Source organism: Gilvimarinus gilvus (assembly GCF_030518155.1).
Taxonomy (GTDB): domain Bacteria; phylum Pseudomonadota; class Gammaproteobacteria; order Pseudomonadales; family Cellvibrionaceae; genus Gilvimarinus; species Gilvimarinus gilvus.
On the sequence record NZ_JAULRU010000215.1, the window covers coordinates 39,922 to 63,377 of the forward strand.

Below are 23,456 nucleotides of genomic sequence, written 5' to 3' on the forward strand. Positions count from 1 at the left end.
GAGGTGCCAGACGTAAACGCCGACACAGGGTCGTATTGCCAGATGGTAGCCCTCCGCTCCATCACGGTTCGGATACAGGCCGGTATCGGGCTTACAAGTATGCACTTGATCACCGTTGCGGGGGCAGCGCCGGATTTCCGGACTTCCCGTTTACCCTACTCAGCTCTGGCATCGCCAGGCAGCAGGCACCATATATCGTGGCGCGCAATGTAAGGGGGTTGAGCGTATTTGTCAATTGGTGGACGGTCGACGGTCGACGGTCGACGGTCGACGGAAGGGTACTCCCGCTCACCGTGCCCCGTGCTCCATACCCCGCACCTAAGAACTGTAAAGCTCGTTGCACTCAAGCTCCCCACTTGCTGAAATAGCATTGAATTAATAAAACGTAGGAATGACCATGAATATCAATAAATCGTCACGCCGTCAGTTTATTAAACGCATGGGGCTTGGTAGCGCTGTATTAACCGGTGTATCAAGCTCACACCTTTGGGCGGCCCCGCAACGCAAACTGGGCGTCGCTCTGGTGGGCCTCGGCTACTACAGCCGTGACTTGCTCGCCCCCGCGCTGCAACTTACCCAACATTGTGAATTGCGCGGTATTGTTACGGGCAGCCCGGAGAAGATTCCCGTTTGGCAGAAAAAGTACGGAATTAAAGATGCCAATGTATACAACTACGACAATATGCACACCATTGCCAACAACCCGGACATAGACGTTATTTATATCGTGGTGCCCACCGGCTTGCATTTGAAGTACTCGGTCATCGCGGCCAACGCCGGCAAACATGTCTGGTGTGAAAAACCCATGGCGATGGATGCCACTGAATGCCAAACCATCATTGATACATGCCGCAAAAACAAGGTGAAGTTATCCATCGGCTACCGCATGCAGCACGAACCCAACACCCAAACCGTTATCCAGTATGCCAAATCTCTCCCCTATGGAGACATTGGCTCGGTCACCTCGACCGCGGCTTATGCCGGCAATGGCGCAGCTGCTGATTACTGGCGTATGCAAGCGGCGATGGGCGGTGGTGCACTTTACGATATGGGCGTATACGCCATTAACGGGGCGCGCTACGCCACGGGCATGGAACCCGTTGCCGTTACGGCCAAGCGAGACTTCAGCCACCCGAAATTTAATGAAGTAGACAATACAACGACATTAACTCTGGAGTTTCCGGGCGAAGTTATCGCAAAGTGTCGCACGTCAGTGGTTGAATCGGGCAATGTACTGAGAGTCGACTGCGCGGATGGGTGGTACCAATTAAGCCCGATGCAGGCCTACAACAATGTGACGGGCACAACCAGCGATGGCAAAACGCTCGATAAATTTATTGCCAATCAGCAAGCGGCGCAAATGGATAACGATGCTCTGGCGATACTCAATAATTCTCAGGTAATCGTTCCAGGTGAAGATGGCAAACGCGATATTGAAATTGTTCAGGCAGCCATCGAATCTTCCGCTAAAAATCAGCGGGTAACATTGACGTAGCCTGATGTTGGCTTGACCTATCACAACGGCCGCCGGTAAAACCCGAAGGCGGCCGCTTTTTTGCTGATGTAACGTTTAATCACTTTGCCGATAAAAATTACCACTGCCGGCCACCACAGATTCGTGCCCCCAGCTAGGCAACCATTCGCGCCCCACCATACCGTACTCGCCGGAGTCGTTGTCGCGCGCTTGCACATTAATGCGCAGTCCGTCCCACTTGCCTCCTCGGTCCGCTTCAAGCACCGTAAAAGGTATATAAACTTCCGCTGCATACCCCCTGTCGGTAACTTTGGCAGAAAGCTCAACACCTTCGGGCACACCGGGATTACCACGCAGCAATGCCTCAAAACCTGCCGCTGGCGCGACAACGGCAATGGAGCGATCACCCGGCACTTTATTGTCGTAGGTCTGCTTAATGCTTCGGCGCGACTTTTCACGGGCATCTATATTGAAAAAGAGGAAGTCCTGCACCCAATAGTTTTGGCTTTCATCGCGCTTAATGTCATCATCGACAACATCGACGGCCAATACCAACCCTTTATCGGTAACGCCAGCAGACCAACGAAAACTAAAATCTTCATCGCCTGAAAAATTCTCAGTGGTAAAAAAAGCACCCGGAGCGTTAGCAAAAAAAGCGGTGCTACTCCACTCGCTCAACTCGGCATCAAGAGAGAAACCTTTGAGTTTAGGCAGCGGGTACTCACGTGCGGCAGCAAGCATTTCTTCACCCTGATACTCTATGCTCTCGCCATTGAGGTCATAGCGCAGTTGCCAGTCAACCTGAGCGAGATTCGTATTGCCTGACATTGCCTTAGGCACTCGCAGTGGTACAGGTATGGTGACTATTTCATTGGGAGGAACTTGAACTTCAACGTGCGTCGCCCTCTCGACCAGCGCTCCCCCTAAGGAGCTAATGTCGGCGCTGAAGGCATATGCAATATCCGCATCATTTTTCAACCGAAGCTGGGCCGTCCCCTCGCTAAAACGGTCACGATATAGAATAGCCGGGGCGGACACTCGTCCGCGGTCAATCATGTTGTTCTGCAGATCACGCATTTCAGCAGTGCGGACGTTTTTATCCCAGATACCGTCGAGCATCAAGTTGGCTATAATGGGGCCATCCTCACTCATGGTAACCCAGACGACATGATCAAACTCGCCAAATCGGGCGCCGCGCATGCTGCTGACACCCCCGGTTGTCGCCAGGGTAAAGTACTCGCGACCGTGACGTTTGTCCCTTACATAGCGGTGGTGGTGGCCGGCGAATACAGTATAGGGGCGATCTTGCAACAGTGCTTCGACTTCACCCCAGCGGTCTTGCTCGTCGCGATCCCACAGAGGTGCGTGGGTAAAAATCAGCGTCCATTTGGAACCTTTATTTTCGTTAAGCGTTTTCTTTAACCAGTCTATTTGCTCGCCCGAAAAGCTGTGGGTAGATCCGCCATCGTTAGAGTTAAGCATCACAAACATTACGTCGCGATAGGTAAAATGATAGTAACTTTTACCGTAGCGCTCGCGCCACACCTCGGCCATGACATCGTTGGTGTAGTCATGATTCCCGGCCAAATAGAAAAATGGCATATCGAGCCGTGCCACCATACTGTCGAATTCATTCCACTCGCTTGCGAGCTGCTGCCGATCTTCCGTGTAGCCTTCAATTAAGTCACCCACGCTGACCACAAATTCGGGCTGCAGCAAATTTAGTTTATCCACGGCCTCGGAGAACACACCGGGTCGAAGACCACCGGTACGATCGGTAACGATGGCGAATTGAAATGCAGATGGATTGTTATTGATTTGTAGGTGGGTCCAGGGGGTCGCCTCGCCAGTGCTTTCAATCAATAATCCTGATGCCTCCGAGTGCTTTATTGCATCGTGCGCATAGGTTGCACCTGTCACTACCGCCAGCGACAACAGCGTTGCCCTGATTATCCATAAACCGATCGACATAGCCCATCCCTTGTAGATTCTGTATACAAGTTGGCAGTCTAGCCAAGGATAAATGACAATGTCTAGCTTGACGCGCAGGCTGAATTACATTAATTACCCAAGTGAAGTTTTACCATAGCGGCAGGCGTCATTTTGTAGTGCTTTTTAAAAGCGCTCACAAAATTAGAGGGGTGATCATAGCCGGCTAAGAACGCCGCTTGCTGTACACTTTCACCATCAATCAGTAAGGCACGCCGCGCCGCTTCCAGACGTTGCAAACGAGCGTATTCCATAACCGTAATACCGTTTTCAGCCTTAAACTTGCGCTGCAGAGTGCTGATGCTCATACCCAGTGCTCCGGCAATATCAGGCAGTTCGCTAGATTGTTTTAATAATTCATCCAATCGGGCAGATAAAGCCTGGGCGCTATCTTGGCGCCAAGAGGCCGTTTTCGGCGCATGCCCTTGCTGCAAGCAGGCGATGGTACCTTGCAGAAGATCAATCGCTGCGGCCTCTAAGGCCAGCCGTGGCGCACCGTCATCCCCCGCGCTGAGTACGAGCATCTTTCGGGCCGCGGCAACCAAACCTGAATCAGCAGGCCAACTGAGCACACCCCAAGCCAATAGCTGATCGACAACATCGCCGGCAAGCCTGGCCCGCAGCCACGGCTCTGACGCGGTAACGTTGACCTTGCAAACCCTCTGCCCAGCGCGTATTTGCCGGGTAAATATTTCTGTAGATGGCGATTTCAATACCAGGACTTGCTCAGACGGCTTTGCCTCACAGGTATAGGAACGCGAACCTAAATAGAACGCCAACTCGCCGCGGAGCAACACATTGACACTCAACCCCGGGGCAAATTCTCCGCTACTGCGGGAATTGGCTAGCTCCAGGGCATCGACACAGTGAATTGCAAGCCCGGGGCCGAGCTCAACGGCGTAGAAATGCCCTTGCAATAAATTGCCTCGCTGAACGCCTTTAAGGCTGTGCGATGTGGCTATGGCGGACAAATGCTCACGCATTTGATCGGCACTGATTGATCGCCGTTTCAGTAACGGCGCTATATTTTGATGATTTTCCATAATAGCTTGACGATTTTACAGCCTGCGTATTGTCACTCTCCCCTGTATCATTCAAATGATAATAATTATCACCACCATTATCAACTAATTTACTGTATTAAAGAGACTAGGGAAACGTAATGTTAAAGACGCACTCTGCTGTAGGCGTGTTGCTGGCAGCCAGCACATCGTTCGCAATGGCGCAAACAGACACACAACAACCAGAGCTTGAGCAAATGGTTGTCTGGGGAACTGAAGTCCGCGCTTCTTCGGTATACATGGACTCATCTGACATAGCCATTCGCCAGGCCGATCATATCAGTGACTTATTGCGCACGATCCCTGGGGTTGATGTAGGCGGCGCCCACTCAATGAACCAACGCATTACCATCCGCTCAATGGATGATAAAGATCTGCGCATCAGCATCGACGGGGCCAACCAGAACACCTACATGTACCACCATATGGGTAACCTACAAATTCACGCGGACATTTTAAAATCTGTGGACATCGATGTAGGCACCAACTCAGTGATTAATGGCGGCTTAGGTGGTGCTGTGCGCTTCGAAACCAAAGAGGCAAAAGATTTGCTAGCCGCTGGCGAGCATTTTGGCGGACGCATAGAGGGCACCGTCAGCGATAACTCCAGCAATAGCGTATCGCTGAGTGCCTACGCACAGCTGGGTTCGAAGGTCGATCTTTTGGCCTATTTCAACCATGTCGAGCGCGACAACTACGAAGTGGGCGGCGGCGAAATCAAGGACTCGGAAGGTGAAGTCATTCCCGGTACCGACGGCACCGTGCGGGGACTAGAAGGCGAGCTAAACGACGCCCTTATAAAAATTGGTGTTGATCTGACCAGCAGCCAACGTTTGGAGTTTGGGTACGAGACTTACAGCGACGAAGGTGATTACAGCTACCGCCCCGACATGGGCCTGGCGACCGACCTTGCCATTACCAACAGCCTTAACGTGCCGCTATTGTGGCCAACCGAATTTACTCGCGACACCTACACTCTCAATTACGACGCCAGCATTGGCAGTCGTACAACGCTAAAAGCAGCGCTGTTCCGCAATGAAAGTACGCTTTGGCGCGATGAAATGGGCTGGGCCGACAACCCCGCTTACGAGGCTTGGGCTGCAATTGTCGAAGGCGAAGCCCAAAACACCGGTTTCAACCTACTAGGTGAAACGGTACTGGGCGAGAGCGTTATCAATACCCTTACCTACGGTGTGGATGTCACCCAGTATAAAACCAATTACACCGCTACCTACGTTGGCGGCGCGGTAGACGAAGCAGGTGAAGAGGCAACAGAGTCAGCCGTGTTTCTGCAGGACCGTATCGAATTGGGCATGTTTGCGATCATTCCCGGGGTGCGCTACAACGAGTACGATATTGAGTCGGCCATCGTCACTAAAACTTACGACGACGTCACAACTGCGCTAGCGGCCGAGTTTCAACCCACTGACAGCCTACAGTTCAGAGTTTCAAGTACTGAATTGTTTAAAGGCCCGGATATTTCTGAGGTGTTCGTCGGTGCCGGCTTATTTGAAGACCCCAACCCAGAGCTTGATGCTGAAAGCGGGCGCAATGATGAAATTGCTGTAGCGTATGGTGATGCCATACTAGGCGCTGATCAATTCAGTGTGGGCGCCACCTTGTTCCGCACCAATATTGAAGGTTATATCTACCAGTACGCCAGCCCGGTAATGGATAATGTTGGCGATATGGAGGTCACCGGTGGCGAGGCCTATATCGGCTATGACCTTGGCGGGCTGCGCACTTTGCTCACCTACTCCGATGCCGAAAGTGAGCTGGACGCCTACGCTGGCTATGAAGAATTTCAGGGCGCTCGCATCGACCGTCAGCAAGGTGACACATGGAGCTTGAATCTCGACTATGAGTTTGCAAACATTGATCTTCAATTGCACTACGACTTATTGATGGTTGGTGATGTGTCCGCAGGGCCAGACCTTGACGGCCCAACGTTAGAAAACTCTAAAGACGGTTACACGGTGCATAATGTTTCCTTGCAGTGGGCCCCCACTGACGGGCTGCAAATAACCGCCGGTGTCGACAATCTATTCGATGAATTCTACGCGTCGCAATCATCGCGTACCGGTGTCAGCTTTCACCCGCGCTTTGGCGAGTTATACCTGTTTGATTACGAACCGGGCCGAAACTTAAAGGCCACGGTGTCCTATCAATTCTAGCAGGCTGTTGAAACACCTCATGCATGCTCAGCGTAGCCTGAAGCGTGCAGATGTTGTGTCTTGTCTCGACGGACAGGGCGGTTCCCTTTGCTAGAGGCAAGGCGCAGCAGATGTGCACTTCAGGCTACACCCTCCGGGGCTTTCAACAGTCTACTAGCCACCAAAACTGCAGCGGGCGGGCTTGCCCCCAGGCTCCGCTCGCTGTAGGGTATTGCGCTTTTAGTCAACCACTAAAAGCGCTATGCCAAACTCTTCTCTTGCAAGAAAACTGACATACTCCGACGCTGTATTTATCGGCTTGGCCGCTATGGTGGGAGCAGGAATATTTACCGCCATCAGTCCCGCCGCTGCCGCTGCCGGCCCATGGATTGGACTGTCGCTGCTTATCGCCGCTTTTATTGCCTTTTGTAACGCTGCCTCATCGGCCGAGTTGGCCGCGCTCTACCCTAGTGCTGGCGGCACCTACTTATACGCGGGTAAACAGCTGCACCCCTTCGCAGGTTTTATCGCCGGCGCCTGTTTTCTTTGCGGTAAAACCGCCAGCGGCGCGGCAATGGCATTGGCATTTGCTCACTATGCCTTTCCCGCGTGGGAAAAACCGCTGGCCGTGAGCGCTATCCTAGTGTTAACGCTCGTAAACCTGGTCGGTATTGAAAAAACTGCGCAGGCCAGTCGCATCATTGTTTGTATTGTTATTGCCGGATTGCTGATCTTGGTCGGGCTTTGCTTGAGCACTGCCTCGCCTATCGAGACAGCTGCGCAATCTCACCTAGACCTCAGCAACATATTGCAGGGCGCGGCAATATGGTTCTTCGCCTTTGCAGGCTACGCTCGTTTGGCCACCTTATCCGAAGAAGTTAAAGAGCCCGGCCGCGTTCTCAATAAAGCCATAATAACGTCGCTTTTACTGGCGCTCGCTTTGTACGGGCTGGTGGCCTTTGCCGCACTGAGATCAGCAGGCGCAGACGCATTGGCAGCCAGTCCAGCGCCGCTAGCGACTGCTGTGCAGGCGGCGGGCTACGATCAGCTGCGCTATGTGGTTGCCTGTTTTGCTGCGCTCGCGTGCCTGGGGGTATTGTTGTCACTGATCGCGGGAATCAGCCGTACCCTGCTTGCCATGAGCCGCGCGGGAGATATGCCCCGCTCCCTGAGCGTCATTAATGCCAAATTTCAAACACCGGCACGCTGTGAGTTGGCCGTTGCCTGCGCCATGATTGCCGCTGTGTTGCTGTTCGATTTAGCCCAGGCCATTGGCTTTAGCGCTTTTAGCGTGCTTCTGTACTATGCGTTGGCTAATATCAGCGCTTTAACCCTGAGCAAAGACCGCAAAATTTGGCCGCGGATTTTTTCAGTGATTGGCCTCTTGGGCTGCGTTGCTCTGGCCTTCTCACTGCCCGTCATCACCATTGCGATCAGTATGGGGTTGCTCGTTTTGTTCGCGCTTTACTATATATTCACTGTGTTGTGGCGGCGTCATGTCCCTGACCTTTAAAGTCGCCAGCGAACCAGACGCCTGTGCAATTAGCCGAATGGTAGTAGAGCTCACCGAGGAAGTAACTCAACAGAGCCGAAACGCAAAATTTACCCTTAATCATAACTCGACCTTGGCAAAGTGCCGCGCACTCATAGCTCAAGATTTGTACCACGCGGTCGTCGCAAAAGACAATGCAGAATATATCGGCCTGGCAAGTTTTGCCGAAAGCTATGCGCTCTACGCAGGGGGTAAAATAGGTATTATTCAGGAGTTCTACATCAGCCCGCCATGGCGTTCACAGGGCATCGGGGCCAGACTGATGGATCAAATAAAAGCTATTGGGCAGAGCCGTGACTGGGCGTGTATTGAACTCTGCACGCCTCCTCTACCCGGGCTTGACAGCTCGCGCGCGTTCTATCAAAGGCAGGGTTTAAAACCAGTGGGAGGCCGCAAAAGGCGGCTATACCTAGCGGGCTGTTGAGAAACTCCTTACGTAATCAGGCTTTCAGGCTGGTTCGAAAGCCAGGCGCCGTTTCGAAGGTGTGCGTCTACCCATCAAGAAGCGGCAACAACAAGTCCCTACTCAGCCCGAAAGTCAGCCCGAAAGCCCCGAAGGGCGTTAACAGCCGGCCGCGCTGACCACGACGTTGGGCGCATCGTTGACTCCGGTTGAGGCGGTATAGGACACCCGACAGTTTGCATCAATCGAACCGTTAGCATCGACGTCATAACCGACCACCCCGTCATTGGTTGTACCTTGATCGGCCAAGTCATCACTTTGAATATTTAACAGCCCCTCGATAGAGGCCGCGGTAGGGTAGCCGTAAGCGACGGCAACATTAGCGCCGGAACCGTCGCCACAAGTGGTTCCTGCGGCCTGCTCGCTTCCTTCTATCACACAGCGCGCATAAAGAAGGTTAGCGGCGCCAATCATTGAGCCCTGGACACCTTCGAGCACCGCGCGGCGTGCATCGCCCTGTAATTGGATAAAGCGCGGCAACGCGATAGCCGCCAAGATTCCGATAATAGTAATCACGACCACCAACTCGATCAGTGTAAAACCTTGTTTATTCTTTTGCATAGAGATCTCTCCCACCCTCTAAGGTCACTGGTATTAATCCTACAAAAGCCAGTATTATTTTTAAATGTCACAAACTGCCTGCTCCAGTATGGACTCGCACAACCTATGACTGGCAAGTACGCCTTGCAGATAGTCAGCGTTCGCTTGCCTCGTCTCTACTTGCGCGATGAACTCTTCTAACATAGTAAAAAAGCCCCGCTTATACAATGTTTCATCCCAGTCGCCAAAGCCAAAAGCCGTGACTTGATTACCGAGCATTTCCTGCCCTTGTCGCAGATTATCGACTTGCCAACTTGCATTTAAGCCATTGTACTCCAACCGTTCACGGGTTTGACCACTGACGCGATTCATGGCCGCTGTAAACGAAGCTCCTGCCGACCGCCAGCTAACACTAATGCTGGCAAGCGCGTCCGCCATAAAAAAGGGATGTACTTGAAAATCGAGCACGGGGTCGGGGCTGGCATGCCGAACAAAATCCACCACATGAATAAAATCATCAAAGATAAATTCGCGCGGAGCACCGGCCAGGTTGTGACGGTTTTTCTGATAAATAACACTGACCGGCTTGACCGCTAACGGCGCCTGGTACAGTGGCGCATAGCGACGATTAAAACCGCAGAAAAGTGGGCAGTTTTTCTCCATCGCTAACGCCACCAGCTGCTCCGAATGATTCAGGTTGTAGCTCAATGGTTTGTCAACAAAAACCGGGATGCATTCATTCAGTGCGGCAGTGGCCAAATCGAAGTGGCTTTCGGTACTCGAGTGGATCATCACCGCATCCGGCCGACTTTTTAACATAGCCGAATAATCGGTGTAGGTTTCGTCGATGCGGTAGTGATTGGCCAGGCGCGCTAACGTAGCTGGGTTGCGGGTGCACAAAATAGGGGTTGCATTAAGGTGACGTGTTAGCGCAGGTAAATAAGCCTTTTGAGCAATATCACCCAGGCCGGCAAGGGCAATCCGCATAAATAAAAACCTCCTATCCGTAGCGCGATAACAATATGGGCAATAGAATTTAATAGAGGTTAGTATACAGCGATTACTCAATACAGATAGAAAACCTAGAGAATGGATACTTAAGAATCGTTAATACTCGATGAGCTTAAATATATCGCTGACATTGGCAAAACAGGGAAAATTTTGCGACAACACGCCTTCATCACCCGGCTGATATTTGCCCGTTTGCACGAGAGCCGCACCAATACCTGTGTTAAGCGCACCTTCAACGTCTCCCCGAACATCATCCCCCACCATAAAACACTGACCAGCCGTAAGGCCTGTAGAACGAACAACTTGCTCAAAAAAAGCGCGGCTGGGTTTACCCATAATAATGGGCTCTACTCCAGCGGCGTAGGCGAGCGCATGGATAAAGGGGCCGGCATCGAGACTCAAACCGTGTTCGTCCTGAAAATAGCGATTATCGCCAATACCAACCAAGGGGCTTCCATTCATAAGCAAGCGAAAGGCACGATTAAGCGATTCGTAAGTTAAACCGTCACGGGCATCCCCAATCACAACGCAATTTGCATTACTCTCACTATGCGTAAACAGTGGCCGAATAGCTGGGTGGACTAAAGCGAAGGGTCGCAGTTGATGTTGCGAGATGTAGGTTTGCGCTGCATCAGGGGCGGTGAACAGTTCATCGGCTCTGGCATCAATTCCCAGACTCGCTAATTTTTGCAGTATCTCCTGGCGGGACTTAGTGGCGGTATTGGTAACGAAACGCAGAATAAAATTGTTACGGCGCGCTTGGGCAATCACATGATCAGCCCCTGGCAGCCGCTCGTCGCCTTGGTAAAGCACACCGGAAAGGTCAAAAAATAAAGCGCTAATTGGCATGCCCAACTACCCCACTGTAACACTACCTATCATACCTACCGCAAAACCCAATACGGCCCCCAAAGGCGGTTTCCAGTGGTTGCGCATAACGGCCTGTGGGGCAATGTCCTGGAAAATAAGATAGAGGATACCACCTGAGGCAAAGCTCATAATAGCGGCCGTTAAAGTCTCGCGCTCCTGTAGTAAAGTATAGCCAAGATACGCCGCCAAGGGGCCAATTAAACTGGCCACAAAAATGGCCCATAGAATATTGCGTTTGGTGAAATTATTGGTACGCAATTCGCGAAAAGTATTGAACCCTTCAGGTAGGTTTTGCAGGCCAATAAACGCCGCCAGCAATAAACCCATTTTACGGTTTTGACTGAAGACTGCCCCTAGCGAAATAGCCTCGGGGACATAGTCCATCATCATAGCCAGAAACTGCGCAAAGCTACCACCACGACGGGCCAGAGCCGCATCGATAGCGCAAAACACCGCCCCGCCGCTTACAAACGTTACAACCAGCAAGCCCGGGTTTAGCACGACCATGGCATGCGGTGTTAAGGAAAATGCAACCGCCGCCAGCAAAGCACCACCGCCAAAAGCGGTAATGCCGTGCAGCAACTCATCTTTAATGTTGCTTTCTTGGGTTGGCTCAAATCTCGCGACAAGTGCGCCGACGTAGGCAGTCGCTCCCGCAACCCATGTTATAGCGACAACAAAAACAAGCTCAGACAATATCAGCAACTTCCTCTATCAACGCACCGCGTGCAGAAAATGCATATGCTTTTCATACTGATCTAACACATCGGCAATAACCTGCTCCTCACTCCAGCCCATTATGTCGTAGTCCTGCCCACCTTCTTTTAGATATACCTCCGCGCGAAAGTAACGCAGTTTCTCTCCACGCTTTTTACTGGTATCACGCATTACGTAAGTCGGTGGGGTAAATGGGCGTACATGTACGGAGTAAAAGAAGTCCGCCTCTTCCAAGTGGCTAACAGAAATCCAGAGTCGGTCCTTTTCGTCGTGATCGACTGTTGCATTCAACCCCTTGGTTTGCAGTTCGTCAGCCACTTTACGTAGGGCACTGCGAACGGTCCCGGACAAAAAGCCGAGTACATCTTCTCGCCCCGGTTGGCGAACAATACGCGCCAAGCGCTTTTCCCAGGTGACGGGATTGTGCGCTACTCTGGGCGCCAGCATCGCATCGCGCAAACTGACTTTTTTCACAATCTCTAGCCGCAGCGCTTTGTATAGCCCCCAGCACATAAACAGCATGACAATGGTAAACGGTAACGCACTGGCAATGGTCGCGGTTTGCAGCGCCGACAGGCCACCGGCCACCAACAGTGCCGCGGCTATAACCCCTTCAGTCACCGACCAAAAAATACGCTGCCACACCGGCGTATCTTCCTCGGTGCCACCGGAGGTCAGCATATCAACCACCAATGACCCCGAGTCAGACGATGTGACGAAGAATGTAATAACCAATACGGTCGCTATGAGCGAGGCAATTGTCGTCATCGGTAAGTATTCAAAGAACTGGAATAGCGCTACCGACGTGTCCGCTGCCACCGCATCGGATAGCTGAGTAAAGCCTTGCTCTAAAATCATGTGAATGGCTGTATTACCGAAAAAAGTCATCCACATAAAAGTGAAGCCTACCGGCACCATCAACACGCCAATAACAAACTCTCGAATACTGCGACCGCGGGATACCCGCGCGATAAACATACCGACAAACGGAGACCAGGCAATCCACCACCCCCAGTAAAACAGTGTCCAACCGCCAATCCAGCCACTGGGCTCATAGGCGTAGAGTTTAAAGGTAGTTTCGACCAGACCGGACAGATAATGTCCGACGTTTTGCACGTAGGTTTGTAGCAAGTGCACCGTGGGGCCCGCAACTAGCACAAACAACAACAGTGCCACAGCCAGAAACAGGTTTAACTCCGATGCGCGGCGAATGCCACCATCAAGCCCCAACACAACCGAAATCGTCGCTAAAATGGTAATACCGGCAATCAACGCAATTTGAACACCCGTACCCACCTCTAAACCAAACAGATAATTAAGACCTGCGTTGACTTGCATAACACCGAAGCCTAACGAGGTTGCCACCCCAAACAAGGTTCCGAGTACCGCAAATATATCGACCGCGTGGCCAATTGGACCGTATATACGCTCTCCAATAATGGGGTAGAACGCGGAGCGAATCGTCAGCGGTAAATTGTGGCGAAAAGCAAAATAGGCTAAAGATAAGGCTACAACAGCATAAATCGCCCAGGCATGCACCCCCCAGTGGAAGAAAGTAATGCGCATAGCTTCCCGCGCAGCATCCACTGTACCGGGTTCTCCCACTGGCGGAGTCATGGTGTGCATAACAGGTTCAGCCACACCGAAAAACATCAGGCCGATCCCCATACCCGCGGAAAACAACATCGCGAACCAAGACACATAACTGTAATCCGGTTCGCTGTGATCTGGCCCCAATTTAATCCGACCGTAATCGGAAAAGGCCAACATCACCACAAAAATAAAGAACAGGGCGACCGACAAAACATAAAACCAGCCAGCCGAATGTACCACCCAACCTTGTATGGCGGAAAACACCGTTTCAGCGTTTTCGGGAAACAGCACCGCGAACAAGACGAATAAAATACAAAGGCCGCCTGCACCGATAAATACCGGAGGGTTTACCTTTATATTGAATTTGGTTTCCTGTGTTGCTGATTCGGAATTGTTTTCACTCATGTTATCTCCACGCTAAAGGTAAAAGTCCAGGGACAGGTAAAGCGCGTCGAAGTCGCCTTCCCCCACCATCCCGTTGCGGTCGACATAACCATCCTGGTTTAAGTACTCAATGTAAATCCAGCCCGGCCCATAGTTGTAACTCATGCCCGGTGCTATTGCCGTCACCGTACCCGCTTCATTGCCGTCTGTTTTTGGGCGCGCTGCCGAAGCGTCTAAGTAGAATGACCAAGGTCCAGAGCTGTAACCTACCTCTGCGGCAAAACGTTGGTTCTCTACACCACTTGGCAATCCACTCTGCGCTAAGTAATCGTCGGGAAGCTCTCGCGACTGCGTAATCCAAGAGGCTTTAGAGAAAAAGTTACCGACGGTGCCCTCGTAATAGACAACAGCCGCCTGATGATCACCAGAGACGGGTCTGTCCGGGTCGCCACTGAGGTCTTGTAAGCCACCACTTTGCACCGACAGGCCCAACTTATGATTTGGCACCAACTGCCAATTGGCATTACCCACTAACGTCTGCACCTTGCGGTAAGTCGCTGAACTGCCCCAATGGCCATTATCGTCTACCGTATCGGTGCTGGTACTGCCCCAATCATCGGCATGATAGTAGGCGATGTCGTAACCAAGCTGGCTTTTTTGACCGGTAAGCTTGGCGCCGACGTCCATCTGATCGCCGTAACCGGCCAACAGGATGTCGCCAGGCCAAAAATTGACCGTTTTCCAGCCAAATGGCACCTGAGACTTGCCCACCCGCAGCGTGTGGTCTTTGTTAAGCTGCCACCCAACCCACGCTTTGTGCAATGTGTATTGATCACCCGTGGAATTATTAGCCGGATCGGTAAAGCTGCCGGGCCCTGCCCGAAACTCAGCGGAATAAAGCCAGTTACTGTCCTCGGCGGCAGCGCCGTCCAGATACAGAATAAGAGCTTCCCCAGTAAACTCACCGCCGCTGTTGGTATTGGCTTCATCGTCAGGTATATATTGGTAGGTACCCCAGACCCCGGCAGACAATTGCGTTTCAGCATGCGCAGCCCCAGCCGCTAACGCCCCCAACAGCAAGATGTACGAATGATGATGTTTGGCCATCGGCTTCCCTTTCGTGTTTGTCTATCGACTGCCGGCTGTACCGACTTGAATCTCCGCCACCCAAGCAGACACCTGGGGCGGAATGGTGTGCGGAAATACCCGCCTTGACAGTCAACAGCGAGAGAGCTGCCGACATAATTGAACATATCGTTTAAACGCCACCGCGAGACTGGTGGATCAGTGGTGACGATATCAAATGCAGATTAACTGCATTATAGACTAGCAGCTGTTGAAAAACCCCATGCATGCTAGCAGTTCTGTAAGGGGTTTGCTCTTCGCTAGCCCAATTTGTACAGGGAACCTCTGATCGAGTGTTCAGTGGCCTCTGGAGACTTAATCAGAGGTTCCCTAGGTGGCCTGTCAATTGTAGCCAGCCAAATGCATTAACAGTGGTCGCATCTTTTATCTCACCCGCCAAGATCATGCGCTTAACCTCACTCAGCGCAAAGCGCTCTGCAATCAGATCTTCTTCCTCGGCATCCAACTGCCGATCGCCCGACGTCAAGCCTTGTGCCAGAAAAATATGATAGCCCTGAGTGCAGAAGCCATAAGCCAAATATTGATAACCCAGGTGCGTCAAGTGCTCGGCTGTCAGTCCGGTTTCCTCTTTTAACTCACCGGCAGCCAACTCTTTGGCTGGCGCATCTGGGTTTTGCTCCCAGGCCCCCTGTGGCATCTCCCAATACCGACCGCCAACGGTATAGCGATATTGCTGTACCAAATAGATATAGCCGTCTTCAATGGCAGCAATAACGGCGAAATCTGGCTTCTCAACCACACCATAAATGCCCTTGGCGCCACTGGGACGCTCTATGTCATCTTCGCGAACCCGCATCCAATAATTTTTATACACTTCCCGACTCGAAAGCTGGCGAATCTTACCCATACACACCCTACGTAAATAGTTGAAAATATTTGATAATGGCATTTGACCCTATGTGTGGCTGTGGCGCAAACTGCCCAGATAACAATTCGGAGAGCCAACCTTGAATAATTCAACTATCCGCTGGGGCATTATTGGCGCCGGCATCATTGCTCATCAGATGAGTGACGCCATTAGCGCAAGTGAGGGCAATGAACTGGTCGCGGTAGCCTCACGCACCGCACCCAAAGCCCGCGACTTCGCTGGCAAATACGGTATCAGCGCGGAAACCTACGAAAGCCTGATCGCCCGCGCTGACATTGATGTTATCTATATTGCCACCACGCACAACTTCCACTGCGAAAACGCTCTACAGGCTTTGGCTGGCAATAAAAATCTGGTGATTGAAAAGCCGTTCACTGTCAATGCAGACCAAGCGGAACAGATTGCCCGTGCGGCCCGCGAGCGCAACCTGTTTGTTATGGAAGCGATTTGGACGCGCTTTTTACCCAGTATGCAGGCACTGCGTGAACAAGTCGCCGAAGGTGTACTCGGCAAGGTAAAGGTCGCGCACGTCACCTTTGGCGGAATCTCTGCCGATCAGTATCGGGGGCGCCTGTACGATCCGGCCCTGGCCGGCGGCGTCACTCTGGATATGGGTATTTACCCGATCAGCATGCTGTGCTGCGTTCTGGGCGAACTGCCCACTGCGGTGACAGGGCGCTGCTTATTCAGTGATACAGGTATTGACGAGACAGCCAGCTATCAATTGACCTTCGCCAGTGGCTGTATCGCTACGGTAAACACCAGCATCAATATGATGCTGGGCCAAACCATGACGCTCTACGGTGACGAGGGACGTGTTAATTACCCCGACTTTCAAGGCAAGGGCGAATATACCCTGACCCAGCTCGACGGCCGGGAGACGACCGAAGAAGGCGTGTTTGGCGCAGACAATGCCGACAATGGATTTATTCACCAGGTCGAGGAGGCCGCACGCTGTTTGCGCGCGGGGTTGAGCGAAAGCCCTATTATCCCCCTCGGTGAAAGCGTTGCCATTATGAAAGTCCTCGATGACCTGCGCCATCAATTTCCACTGAGATACGACTTCGAATAAAACCGGCCCCCTTCAATTTGCCAGCGCCTGCCGATGGCGCTGGCTGCGCACATTGGGTAAAATGCCGCCTTTTTCCCGTTGTGAGCTCTATTCATGGAAACACTAACGCTTAAGCCCATCAGCGCCGCGCAAGGCGAAGTCACCCTGCCCGGCTCGAAAAGCTTGTCGAACCGCATTTTGTTACTGGCGGCACTGGCACAGGGCGAAACCACCATTACCAACCTGCTCGACAGTGACGATGTCAGCCATATGCTGACCGCACTGAAAGCGCTGGGCGTTAGCTATACCCTATCTGCCGACAAAAAGACCTGCCAAGTCTCAGGCCTGGGGGGCGTTTTCCAGTCAGCCGAGGCCCTCGAGCTGTTTCTCGGCAATGCCGGCACCGCCGTACGCCCACTCACAGCCGCTCTGGCGCTCAGTCAGGGCACCTTTACCATTACCGGTGAGCCGCGCATGTACGAGCGCCCCATTGGCGACTTGATCGATGCCTTGCGCCAGTTGGGCGCGGATGCCACCTACCTCAAAGACGACGGTTTCCCGCCATTAACACTGCAAGGTAAACCACTTAACGGTGGCGCGGTGAGCATAAAAGGCAATATCTCCAGCCAATATCTCACCGCACTGCTGATGATTGCGCCATTGCTCAAAAGCGACACCGTGATTAAAGTGGATGGTGAGCTGGTTTCCAAACCCTATATCGACATCACCCTGGACACCATGGCCAAGTTTGGCGTCAGCGTCGCCAACAATGATTACCAATCGTTTAATATTTCGGGCAATCAACAATATCAGGCACCGGGCGAAATTATGGTGGAAGGCGATGCCTCATCCGCCTCTTACTTTCTGGCCGCTGCCGCCATTGGCGGCGGCCCGGTAAAAGTTCACGGCACAGGCTCCGCCAGCATTCAGGGCGACGCGAAATTTGCCGATGTACTGGCGCAAATGGGCGCGAAAGTGACTTACTCCGACATGTGGATTGAAGTGGAAGCAGGCTCAGAGCTTAACGGTGTTGATGTGGACTTAAACCACATTCCCGATGCGGCTATGACCATTGCCACTGCGGCGCTTTTTGCCAAAGGCCCAACCCGTATACGCAACATCTACAATTGGCGCGTTAAAGAAACCGACCGCCTTGCCGCAATGGCCACCGAATTGCGTAAAGTGGGTGCCACTGTCGATGAGGGCGAAGACTACATTTATATCGAGCCACCTAAAGAAATTCAAACCGCTGCCATCGACACCTACAACGACCACCGTATGGCCATGTGTTTTTCACTGGCGAGTTTTGGCGATGCGGATATTGTGATAAATGACCCCAAGTGCACATCGAAAACCTTCCCCACTTACTTCAACGAGTTTGCGCGAATTACTTCTTAGGCGGTGAACGGTGAACGGTGAACGGTGAACGGTGAACGGTGAACGGTGAACGGTGAACGGTGAACGGATTGTGATCTAAAGGGGAGCGCTGTTTAGCATTCCCCTTTTTCATTTGATACACAGCAACTTATTGCGCATACTTTTGTTCAAGCTCCGGCGCAAGCCAAAAACCTGTTTTGTCGGCGGTCTCTCGTCGAACTTGTTCAACTTGCTCGGGCAAAATTGCTGAGGCGCTGTTACCAAAAGCATTGCGCACGTAGGTCAGCACCGCTGCCATTTCTTCATTATTTAACATGCCTTTGAACTGCGTCATAGGAACATGACCTGGATAGTGACGTCCATTCACATCAATCGGGCCGGTTAGACCGTTTAAGGCAATATCAATCAAACGTGCAGCATTGCCCGTTACCCACTCAGTTTGCGCCAGCGGCGGAAACTGTGCAGCCGGCAACCCTTTCCCGTCTTCCTGGTGACAAGTGGAGCAAAAGCCTTCGCGTCGATAGATTTCACGCCCTTTCTCCCATACCGCGGCCACCTCTGGTGGTAGGTCATGGTCTTGCTCGCTAGAGTCTTCCGAGGGCAAATTTACGTTACCGCCCCAATAGGCTGCGGCCTGAGTATAAGCCTGACGCGCCCAATCATCGACAGAAAGATCGGCAGCCTGCTCAACAATGCTTAGGGCTCTCGCGTCACTCATCCAGGTGGCGGCCACCACCGCCTCTAAGCGCACTCGGGGATGATCGTCTTGTGCAGCCTTATTTAGCAATGCCAACGCATCGTCAAATTGACTTTGATGATAGCGCAAAGCCTCCACAGCTGCTGCGCGCACTTTGAAATCATCAGCTTGCAGCAATTGCCGAATTAGCTGAGGATCTAGGTTGCGATTATCAGCCCAAAGCGCTTCTATTTGACGGTGCTCGCTCAGCTGTTTGTCCTCGCGCAACGCTTTAAGCCATTTATCACGCGCGATGGCCACGTCGTGGGCTGAAAACTTACGCAGCTCGCGGTAGATACGCTGACGCTGGTGCCAGTCTACCCTAGCAAGCATCTGCCACAACTGGTCCGGCGACATAGCCGTTAAGTCTGAAACCTCTGAGAGCGCGCCGCCTTCGTAGGTGATTCGGTAAATACGCCCGTGGGCATGGTCTCGCAAGGGGTCGCGAGCATTGTGTTGCATGTGGCCAATAAGCTGATTGTGCCAATCCACCAAATAAAGTGAACCATCGGGCGAAAAGTCTAAATCAACGGCGCGAAAGTTTGGATCGCTGGACCTATACAAATCCATTACAAACTGACTGGTATAACCCGTACCTTCATCCGTCAGTCGGTGCTGTTTCGCTCCCAGAAAACCGATCGAATTGTTGAGAATAAAATCGCCTTGTACTTCATCCGGAAAGTGATCGCTGTCGATAAAAATAAGACCCGACGTGGGGCGTACGCGGTGGTCCGACTCTATCAGTGACTCGGTGCCTACGGTTAGCTGACCATAGTGAGTTCGCAATTCCACTGGCAGCATCCAGTGCATATCAGGGTTTGAAGTCGACAGGAAAAAGCCCTGCCCCCAGCGATCAAAAGCGACGCCCCAAGGGTTGGGAATATGAGTTTGTACCAGGCGCTGCAGTTTTTGCGATCGCGGCTCAAATCGGTAAAACCCACCGTTAACGGCCCGCACCGGCCCATAGGCTGTTTCGACATTGGTATGTAAAAACACACCTTCGGCGAAGATCAAGCCGCCCCACTGATCCCGGGTAAATGCACTTATTGCGTGATGGGTGTCATGGGTGTCAAAACCACTCAAAATAATGTCGCGTACATCCGCCCGATCATCTCCGTCGGTATCACGTAGACGCAGTAGGTTTGGTGCCTGAGATACGTATACACCTTCAGCGGTTAACTCAAACCCGACAGGTAAGTGCAGTTTGTCCGCAAACACGGTTTCTTTATCGGCTTTACCGTCACCATCGGTGTCCTCGTAAATCAGAATCTTATCATCGGGAACAGGGTCACCGGGACGGTAGTGCGGGTAACTCGGCATTACCGAAACCCATAATCGCCCCTTGCCATCAAACGTCAATTGCACAGGATTGGCCATATTCGGAAAATCTTTTTCCGAGACAAACAATTCAATTGCATAGCCAGGTGCGATGTTAAAACGAGCCAAGGCATCATCACCGTACAGGTATTTTTGCTCGGCGCGCTCCGGTGCATTAGTTTCGACGTCAGGCAGTTTAACCGTAGCGGCATCGGCGGCTTGACGGTCGTAACCCTTGCCATTCAAAACAGCCCATATTTCTTCCTCGCGATTACGAGTCAGCTGCCAGGTCTTTTTCTTTTCGGCCGGATAGTTATCCGGGCCAAATGGTTCAAAACGGCGGCCGTCAACGTGCACCCCATTGGGCATTTGATAGTGATTGAACCAGTGAAAGTTCTTCTCTCGTACCAGAGACACGATTTCGGGCGTTGTCGCTTGACGGTCAGCGGGCATTAATTGCCGCGCCAATTCCGCCGCCAAACGCTGATACCCTCGCTGATTTAAGTGCGCGCCATTAACCGTTAACTGTTCAGTAGACTGGACGAACCAACGCTTGGTTGGTGTATAAATATCGACAAAATCTACGCCCTCGGCTTTTGCCACCTCGGCCATAGCGCGGGTATAAAGGGCGAGGTTACGGTTTTCCTCAACACCATCTGGCAACGCGTGATCAGCCGATAGATCCTGAAAAGCAATGGGAGATACAAGAATCAGCTCGGGCTCTCCCCTACCATTGTAATGTTGTGCGCGAGTATGCTTAATGTACGCGCGCAACTCGTTCTTATAACGCGCAATACCATCGACACCATCAAAAGATTCGTTATAGCCAAAAAAGGCGATAATCTTGTCGGCGGCAATGTGTTTAAGCCACTCGTCGGGACTGGGATGAGTACCAACGCCACTGTGTTCGCTTAACTGAGGATAAAGCTTACTAGCCTCAGGAAATAACCATTGCGTATCACGGGAAGAATGCGGGCGAAACACAGGCGTCATCCCAGCGCGCGCCAAATTGTGCACACTCACATTCTTACCGGCATTGTACGCGTAAATCTCACTTTCAAAGTAGCCGTAGTGCAACATGCGCTCCGCCAAGCCATTGCCTACGATGGCAATCGAATCCCTATTGGCAAAGTCGACATTAGCGCGCGACGCTAACTTACTCTCCTGTAGCCACTGCAATTGCTGATTGGTTAAAATAGAACGGCCGGAGCGCCCCAAGGAGAAATCGCTGACTTTCAAACCGCGGTTAACAAAGTAGTCTTCATCCTGAAAGCCATAAAAAGAGGGCTCAAATCGATCAATAGGCGTCACATCAGCCTGCGGCGGAACGTCAAGTCCCAGAAGGTGATAAGCAGCGTTCACCACCAGCCGACGCAAATTTTCATCTTTAAAGTCGACAGCGGCCCCTGCAGTTGTGGCAAAACATGTTCCCTGTGCTTCGCCATTGGGCGCGGCGTAGGGCTTAATCCAAGCCAAAGGCATCATGGGACTATTCTGCTCACCTTCAACCGCCGGCGAGTGCGGATCGAGCGATTCGGTAACCGCACCGTGCAGCAACACAGTAGCCTCAACATTGTGCAGGTGCTCAATACCGTAAATATCGGAGTAGGTAAAAAATGGCTCTACACCGTTCAGCAGTGGATTTTTTGCCTGAGCGGGATTAACCACCGAACGTCCGCCCTGCACCTTGTGCTCGCCATGATGATTCAGCCAGTTCTCGCCCACCACTTCGCGGCCAAAATTCGTCCAGTCGTAGCCCCCGATGGCCTCTTCATTGTTAAACGCATGGGTTGCTGTGCGCAAAGCAATCAAAGGTTTACCCGCATTGAGGTAATTTAGCACGGGTAACATTTGTGCTTCGGGCAGTTGCCGCCAGCGTGTTCCTAACACAAGAAGATCTGCCTGATCGAGTACCTCCATTCCGGGAATATTGTGGTTGTTATTGGGGTCAATTGTTCCGTCATTATTTTGGGCAAATAGAACGGTGACTCTAAAACCATGTTTTTTGCTCAAAATTTTTGCCAGCATCGGCCCCCACTCTTCCGAGCGGTACTCTTCATCCCCGGTGACAAAAACAACATGTTGGGGTTCGTCGGAAATACCATCGGGCTCAAAAACCAAATAGGAGTGCTGCGATGACTTCGCCAGAGAAAAACTCGACAATAGAGCCGTTATTAGCGTAATGGCCGTTATTATTTTCATTGCCTGATCCTTGTCCGGTTGAGAAAAGATTATTGTGTTAAGCGCATTTCAATAGAACTGTACAAATCCCGAAGCAAGAATTCATTTTTAACTGAATCGTATACCCACAAATTTCTATTGGAATAGCTTGTTATCTTTCTTTTGCTAAAGTGCTCGGGATATTGCACCGCTTGAATCAGTGCCACATCCCACAAAATGCGCTGATACTTGCCGCCATCGCGGTGCTCTCGCCAGCGTCGAATAAGGTAGTCTCCCAACTCCCCCTTACCTGAAAAATGCTGCTTCGCTTTTGTAAACTCGGCTACATACTTGCCCAGACTGCTTACCGGCAAAATGTGCAGGCGAGCCTGCGAGTTAAGTAAAATGTCGACGGCCTGCGGATCCATCAACGGATTAAAATCAAGAAATTTAAGCCGCTCGGTGTCTGCGTTAAAGCTTGAACCAAGCCAATAGATGTCAAGCTTGCTTTCAATCGCCGGGTTAATGAGTAGCGCAGATGCCACATTCGTCAGGGCACCTAGCACAATAACCGTGATCGTCTCCCCTTCGGCTGCCTGCTCGGCCATCTGCACCAGATTATGGGTCGCAGAGGAATAAATGGCGCGATCGCCTCCCCAATCATAGATTCTACGGTGACCACCCCGTAAAACCTTAATGCTGGAGGGTAGCTCTAAATATGCGGCTATTTCCTGATTAATACGATGGCTTTGCTCCATAGTATTGGTCGTAGACCACTGACTTACCTGCCACTGTGCGGCATTAATGGCAACTATGTCCCAATCTGGAACCGAAAAGGCTTTTACCAAGGCATAGGGGTCATCAACTTCATTGGCTGTATCTGCATCCAATATGACCGTACGAGCCGATACACTTAAACTGACGCTCAGTATCAATACACATACCCAGGAGACGCTCCACCTGACTAAACTCATCACAACTCTCCACAGTTTCC

Annotated in this window: 17 protein-coding genes and 1 riboswitch; of the genes, 6 read left to right on the forward strand and 11 right to left on the reverse strand. The window is 51.9% G+C overall.

The window, feature by feature from the left end:
- Positions 1-60 precede the first annotated feature (60 nt).
- Positions 61-209: riboswitch (cobalamin riboswitch) on the reverse strand.
- Between the two features lie 188 nt (positions 210-397).
- On the forward strand, positions 398-1,495 hold the full coding sequence (locus QWI17_RS01885; RefSeq protein WP_302720791.1) for a Gfo/Idh/MocA family protein: 1,098 nt from the start codon (positions 398-400) through the stop codon (positions 1,493-1,495).
- A gap of 75 nt (positions 1,496-1,570) precedes the next feature.
- On the opposite strand, the gene QWI17_RS01890 is transcribed toward QWI17_RS01885, so the two are convergent.
- Together QWI17_RS01890 and QWI17_RS01895 are read right to left on the reverse strand one after the other, a co-directional pair.
- Positions 1,571-3,445, reverse strand: a complete 1,875-nt coding sequence (locus QWI17_RS01890; protein ID WP_302720792.1) for a metallophosphoesterase family protein — start codon at positions 3,443-3,445, stop codon at positions 1,571-1,573.
- Between the two features lie 89 nt (positions 3,446-3,534).
- Entirely contained in the window at positions 3,535-4,506 is a 972-nt protein-coding gene (locus QWI17_RS01895) for an AraC family transcriptional regulator (RefSeq protein WP_302720793.1), read from the reverse strand.
- Positions 4,507-4,625: 119 nt separating this feature from the next.
- Here QWI17_RS01895 and QWI17_RS01900 point away from each other — a divergent pair, with 119 nt between their 5' ends.
- From QWI17_RS01900 to QWI17_RS01910, 3 genes are all read left to right on the forward strand, one after another.
- Positions 4,626-6,698, forward strand: coding sequence for a TonB-dependent receptor domain-containing protein (locus QWI17_RS01900; protein ID WP_302720794.1), 2,073 nt, complete (start codon positions 4,626-4,628; stop codon positions 6,696-6,698).
- A gap of 241 nt (positions 6,699-6,939) precedes the next feature.
- On the forward strand, positions 6,940-8,190 hold the full coding sequence (locus QWI17_RS01905) for an APC family permease (protein WP_302720795.1): 1,251 nt from the start codon (positions 6,940-6,942) through the stop codon (positions 8,188-8,190).
- Positions 8,174-8,653 (forward strand): GNAT family N-acetyltransferase, encoded by a 480-nt coding sequence (locus QWI17_RS01910; protein WP_302720796.1) that lies wholly within the window; start codon positions 8,174-8,176, stop codon positions 8,651-8,653. Before QWI17_RS01905 ends, QWI17_RS01910 begins: the two co-directional genes overlap by 17 nt.
- Positions 8,654-8,791: 138 nt before the next feature.
- On the opposite strand, the gene QWI17_RS01915 is transcribed toward QWI17_RS01910, so the two are convergent.
- The 7 genes from QWI17_RS01915 to QWI17_RS01945 all read right to left on the reverse strand — a co-directional run bounded on the left by QWI17_RS01915 (position 8,792) and on the right by QWI17_RS01945 (position 15,800).
- A complete protein-coding gene (locus tag QWI17_RS01915; protein ID WP_302720797.1) occupies positions 8,792-9,253 on the reverse strand; it encodes a prepilin-type N-terminal cleavage/methylation domain-containing protein in 462 nt (153 codons plus the stop codon).
- 60 nt (positions 9,254-9,313) lie between these two features.
- Positions 9,314-10,219: a Gfo/Idh/MocA family protein gene (locus QWI17_RS01920; protein WP_302720798.1), complete on the reverse strand. Its 906-nt coding sequence runs from the start codon at positions 10,217-10,219 to the stop codon at positions 9,314-9,316.
- A gap of 120 nt (positions 10,220-10,339) precedes the next feature.
- Positions 10,340-11,092 (reverse strand): TIGR01458 family HAD-type hydrolase, encoded by a 753-nt coding sequence (locus QWI17_RS01925; RefSeq protein ID WP_302720799.1) that lies wholly within the window; start codon positions 11,090-11,092, stop codon positions 10,340-10,342.
- Between the two features lie 6 nt (positions 11,093-11,098).
- A complete protein-coding gene (locus QWI17_RS01930) occupies positions 11,099-11,809 on the reverse strand; it encodes a ZIP family metal transporter (RefSeq protein WP_302720800.1) in 711 nt (236 codons plus the stop codon).
- Between the two features lie 18 nt (positions 11,810-11,827).
- On the reverse strand, positions 11,828-13,828 hold the full coding sequence (locus QWI17_RS01935; RefSeq protein WP_302720801.1) for a BCCT family transporter: 2,001 nt from the start codon (positions 13,826-13,828) through the stop codon (positions 11,828-11,830).
- Between the two features lie 12 nt (positions 13,829-13,840).
- Positions 13,841-14,914 (reverse strand): porin, encoded by a 1,074-nt coding sequence (locus QWI17_RS01940; protein WP_302720802.1) that lies wholly within the window; start codon positions 14,912-14,914, stop codon positions 13,841-13,843.
- Positions 14,915-15,251: 337 nt separating this feature from the next.
- Positions 15,252-15,800, reverse strand: coding sequence for an NUDIX domain-containing protein (locus QWI17_RS01945; RefSeq protein ID WP_302720803.1), 549 nt, complete (start codon positions 15,798-15,800; stop codon positions 15,252-15,254).
- Between the two features lie 100 nt (positions 15,801-15,900).
- On the opposite strand from QWI17_RS01945, the gene QWI17_RS01950 reads away from it, so the two are divergent.
- Together QWI17_RS01950 and aroA are read left to right on the forward strand one after the other, a co-directional pair.
- On the forward strand, positions 15,901-16,893 hold the full coding sequence (locus QWI17_RS01950) for a Gfo/Idh/MocA family protein (RefSeq protein WP_302720804.1): 993 nt from the start codon (positions 15,901-15,903) through the stop codon (positions 16,891-16,893).
- Positions 16,894-16,986: 93 nt separating this feature from the next.
- The gene (aroA, locus tag QWI17_RS01955; protein ID WP_302720805.1) at positions 16,987-18,270 is read left to right on the forward strand and encodes a 3-phosphoshikimate 1-carboxyvinyltransferase; all 1,284 of its coding nucleotides are present in this window, start codon (positions 16,987-16,989) and stop codon (positions 18,268-18,270) included.
- Positions 18,271-18,397: 127 nt separating this feature from the next.
- Here aroA and QWI17_RS01960 read toward each other — a convergent pair whose 3' ends face one another.
- Complete coding sequence (locus QWI17_RS01960) at positions 18,398-22,504, reverse strand: PVC-type heme-binding CxxCH protein (RefSeq protein ID WP_302720806.1); 4,107 nt, start codon at positions 22,502-22,504, stop codon at positions 18,398-18,400.
- Between the two features lie 29 nt (positions 22,505-22,533).
- Complete coding sequence (locus tag QWI17_RS01965; RefSeq protein ID WP_302720807.1) at positions 22,534-23,436, reverse strand: nucleoside hydrolase; 903 nt, start codon at positions 23,434-23,436, stop codon at positions 22,534-22,536.
- Between the last annotated feature and the right edge of the window lie 20 nt (positions 23,437-23,456).

Excerpts from the sequence above, each read along its gene's own strand:
- QWI17_RS01960 (WP_302720806.1), bottom strand. The coding sequence starts at position 22,504 with ATGAAAATAATAACGGCCATTACGCTAATAACGGCTCTATTGTCGAGT.
- QWI17_RS01915 (WP_302720797.1), bottom strand. The coding sequence starts at position 9,253 with ATGCAAAAGAATAAACAAGGTTTTACACTGATCGAGTTGGTGGTCGTG.
- QWI17_RS01925 (WP_302720799.1), bottom strand. The coding sequence starts at position 11,092 with ATGCCAATTAGCGCTTTATTTTTTGACCTTTCCGGTGTGCTTTACCAA.
- QWI17_RS01890 (WP_302720792.1), bottom strand. The coding sequence starts at position 3,445 with ATGTCGATCGGTTTATGGATAATCAGGGCAACGCTGTTGTCGCTGGCG.
- aroA (WP_302720805.1), top strand. The coding sequence starts at position 16,987 with ATGGAAACACTAACGCTTAAGCCCATCAGCGCCGCGCAAGGCGAAGTC.
- QWI17_RS01895 (WP_302720793.1), bottom strand. The coding sequence starts at position 4,506 with ATGGAAAATCATCAAAATATAGCGCCGTTACTGAAACGGCGATCAATC.
- QWI17_RS01885 (WP_302720791.1), top strand. The coding sequence starts at position 398 with ATGAATATCAATAAATCGTCACGCCGTCAGTTTATTAAACGCATGGGG.
- QWI17_RS01940 (WP_302720802.1), bottom strand. The coding sequence starts at position 14,914 with ATGGCCAAACATCATCATTCGTACATCTTGCTGTTGGGGGCGTTAGCG.
- QWI17_RS01935 (WP_302720801.1), bottom strand. The coding sequence starts at position 13,828 with ATGAGTGAAAACAATTCCGAATCAGCAACACAGGAAACCAAATTCAAT.
- QWI17_RS01965 (WP_302720807.1), bottom strand. The coding sequence starts at position 23,436 with ATGAGTTTAGTCAGGTGGAGCGTCTCCTGGGTATGTGTATTGATACTG.
- QWI17_RS01945 (WP_302720803.1), bottom strand. The coding sequence starts at position 15,800 with ATGGGTAAGATTCGCCAGCTTTCGAGTCGGGAAGTGTATAAAAATTAT.
- QWI17_RS01920 (WP_302720798.1), bottom strand. The coding sequence starts at position 10,219 with ATGCGGATTGCCCTTGCCGGCCTGGGTGATATTGCTCAAAAGGCTTAT.
- QWI17_RS01905 (WP_302720795.1), top strand. The coding sequence starts at position 6,940 with ATGCCAAACTCTTCTCTTGCAAGAAAACTGACATACTCCGACGCTGTA.
- QWI17_RS01910 (WP_302720796.1), top strand. The coding sequence starts at position 8,174 with ATGTCCCTGACCTTTAAAGTCGCCAGCGAACCAGACGCCTGTGCAATT.
- QWI17_RS01900 (WP_302720794.1), top strand. The coding sequence starts at position 4,626 with ATGTTAAAGACGCACTCTGCTGTAGGCGTGTTGCTGGCAGCCAGCACA.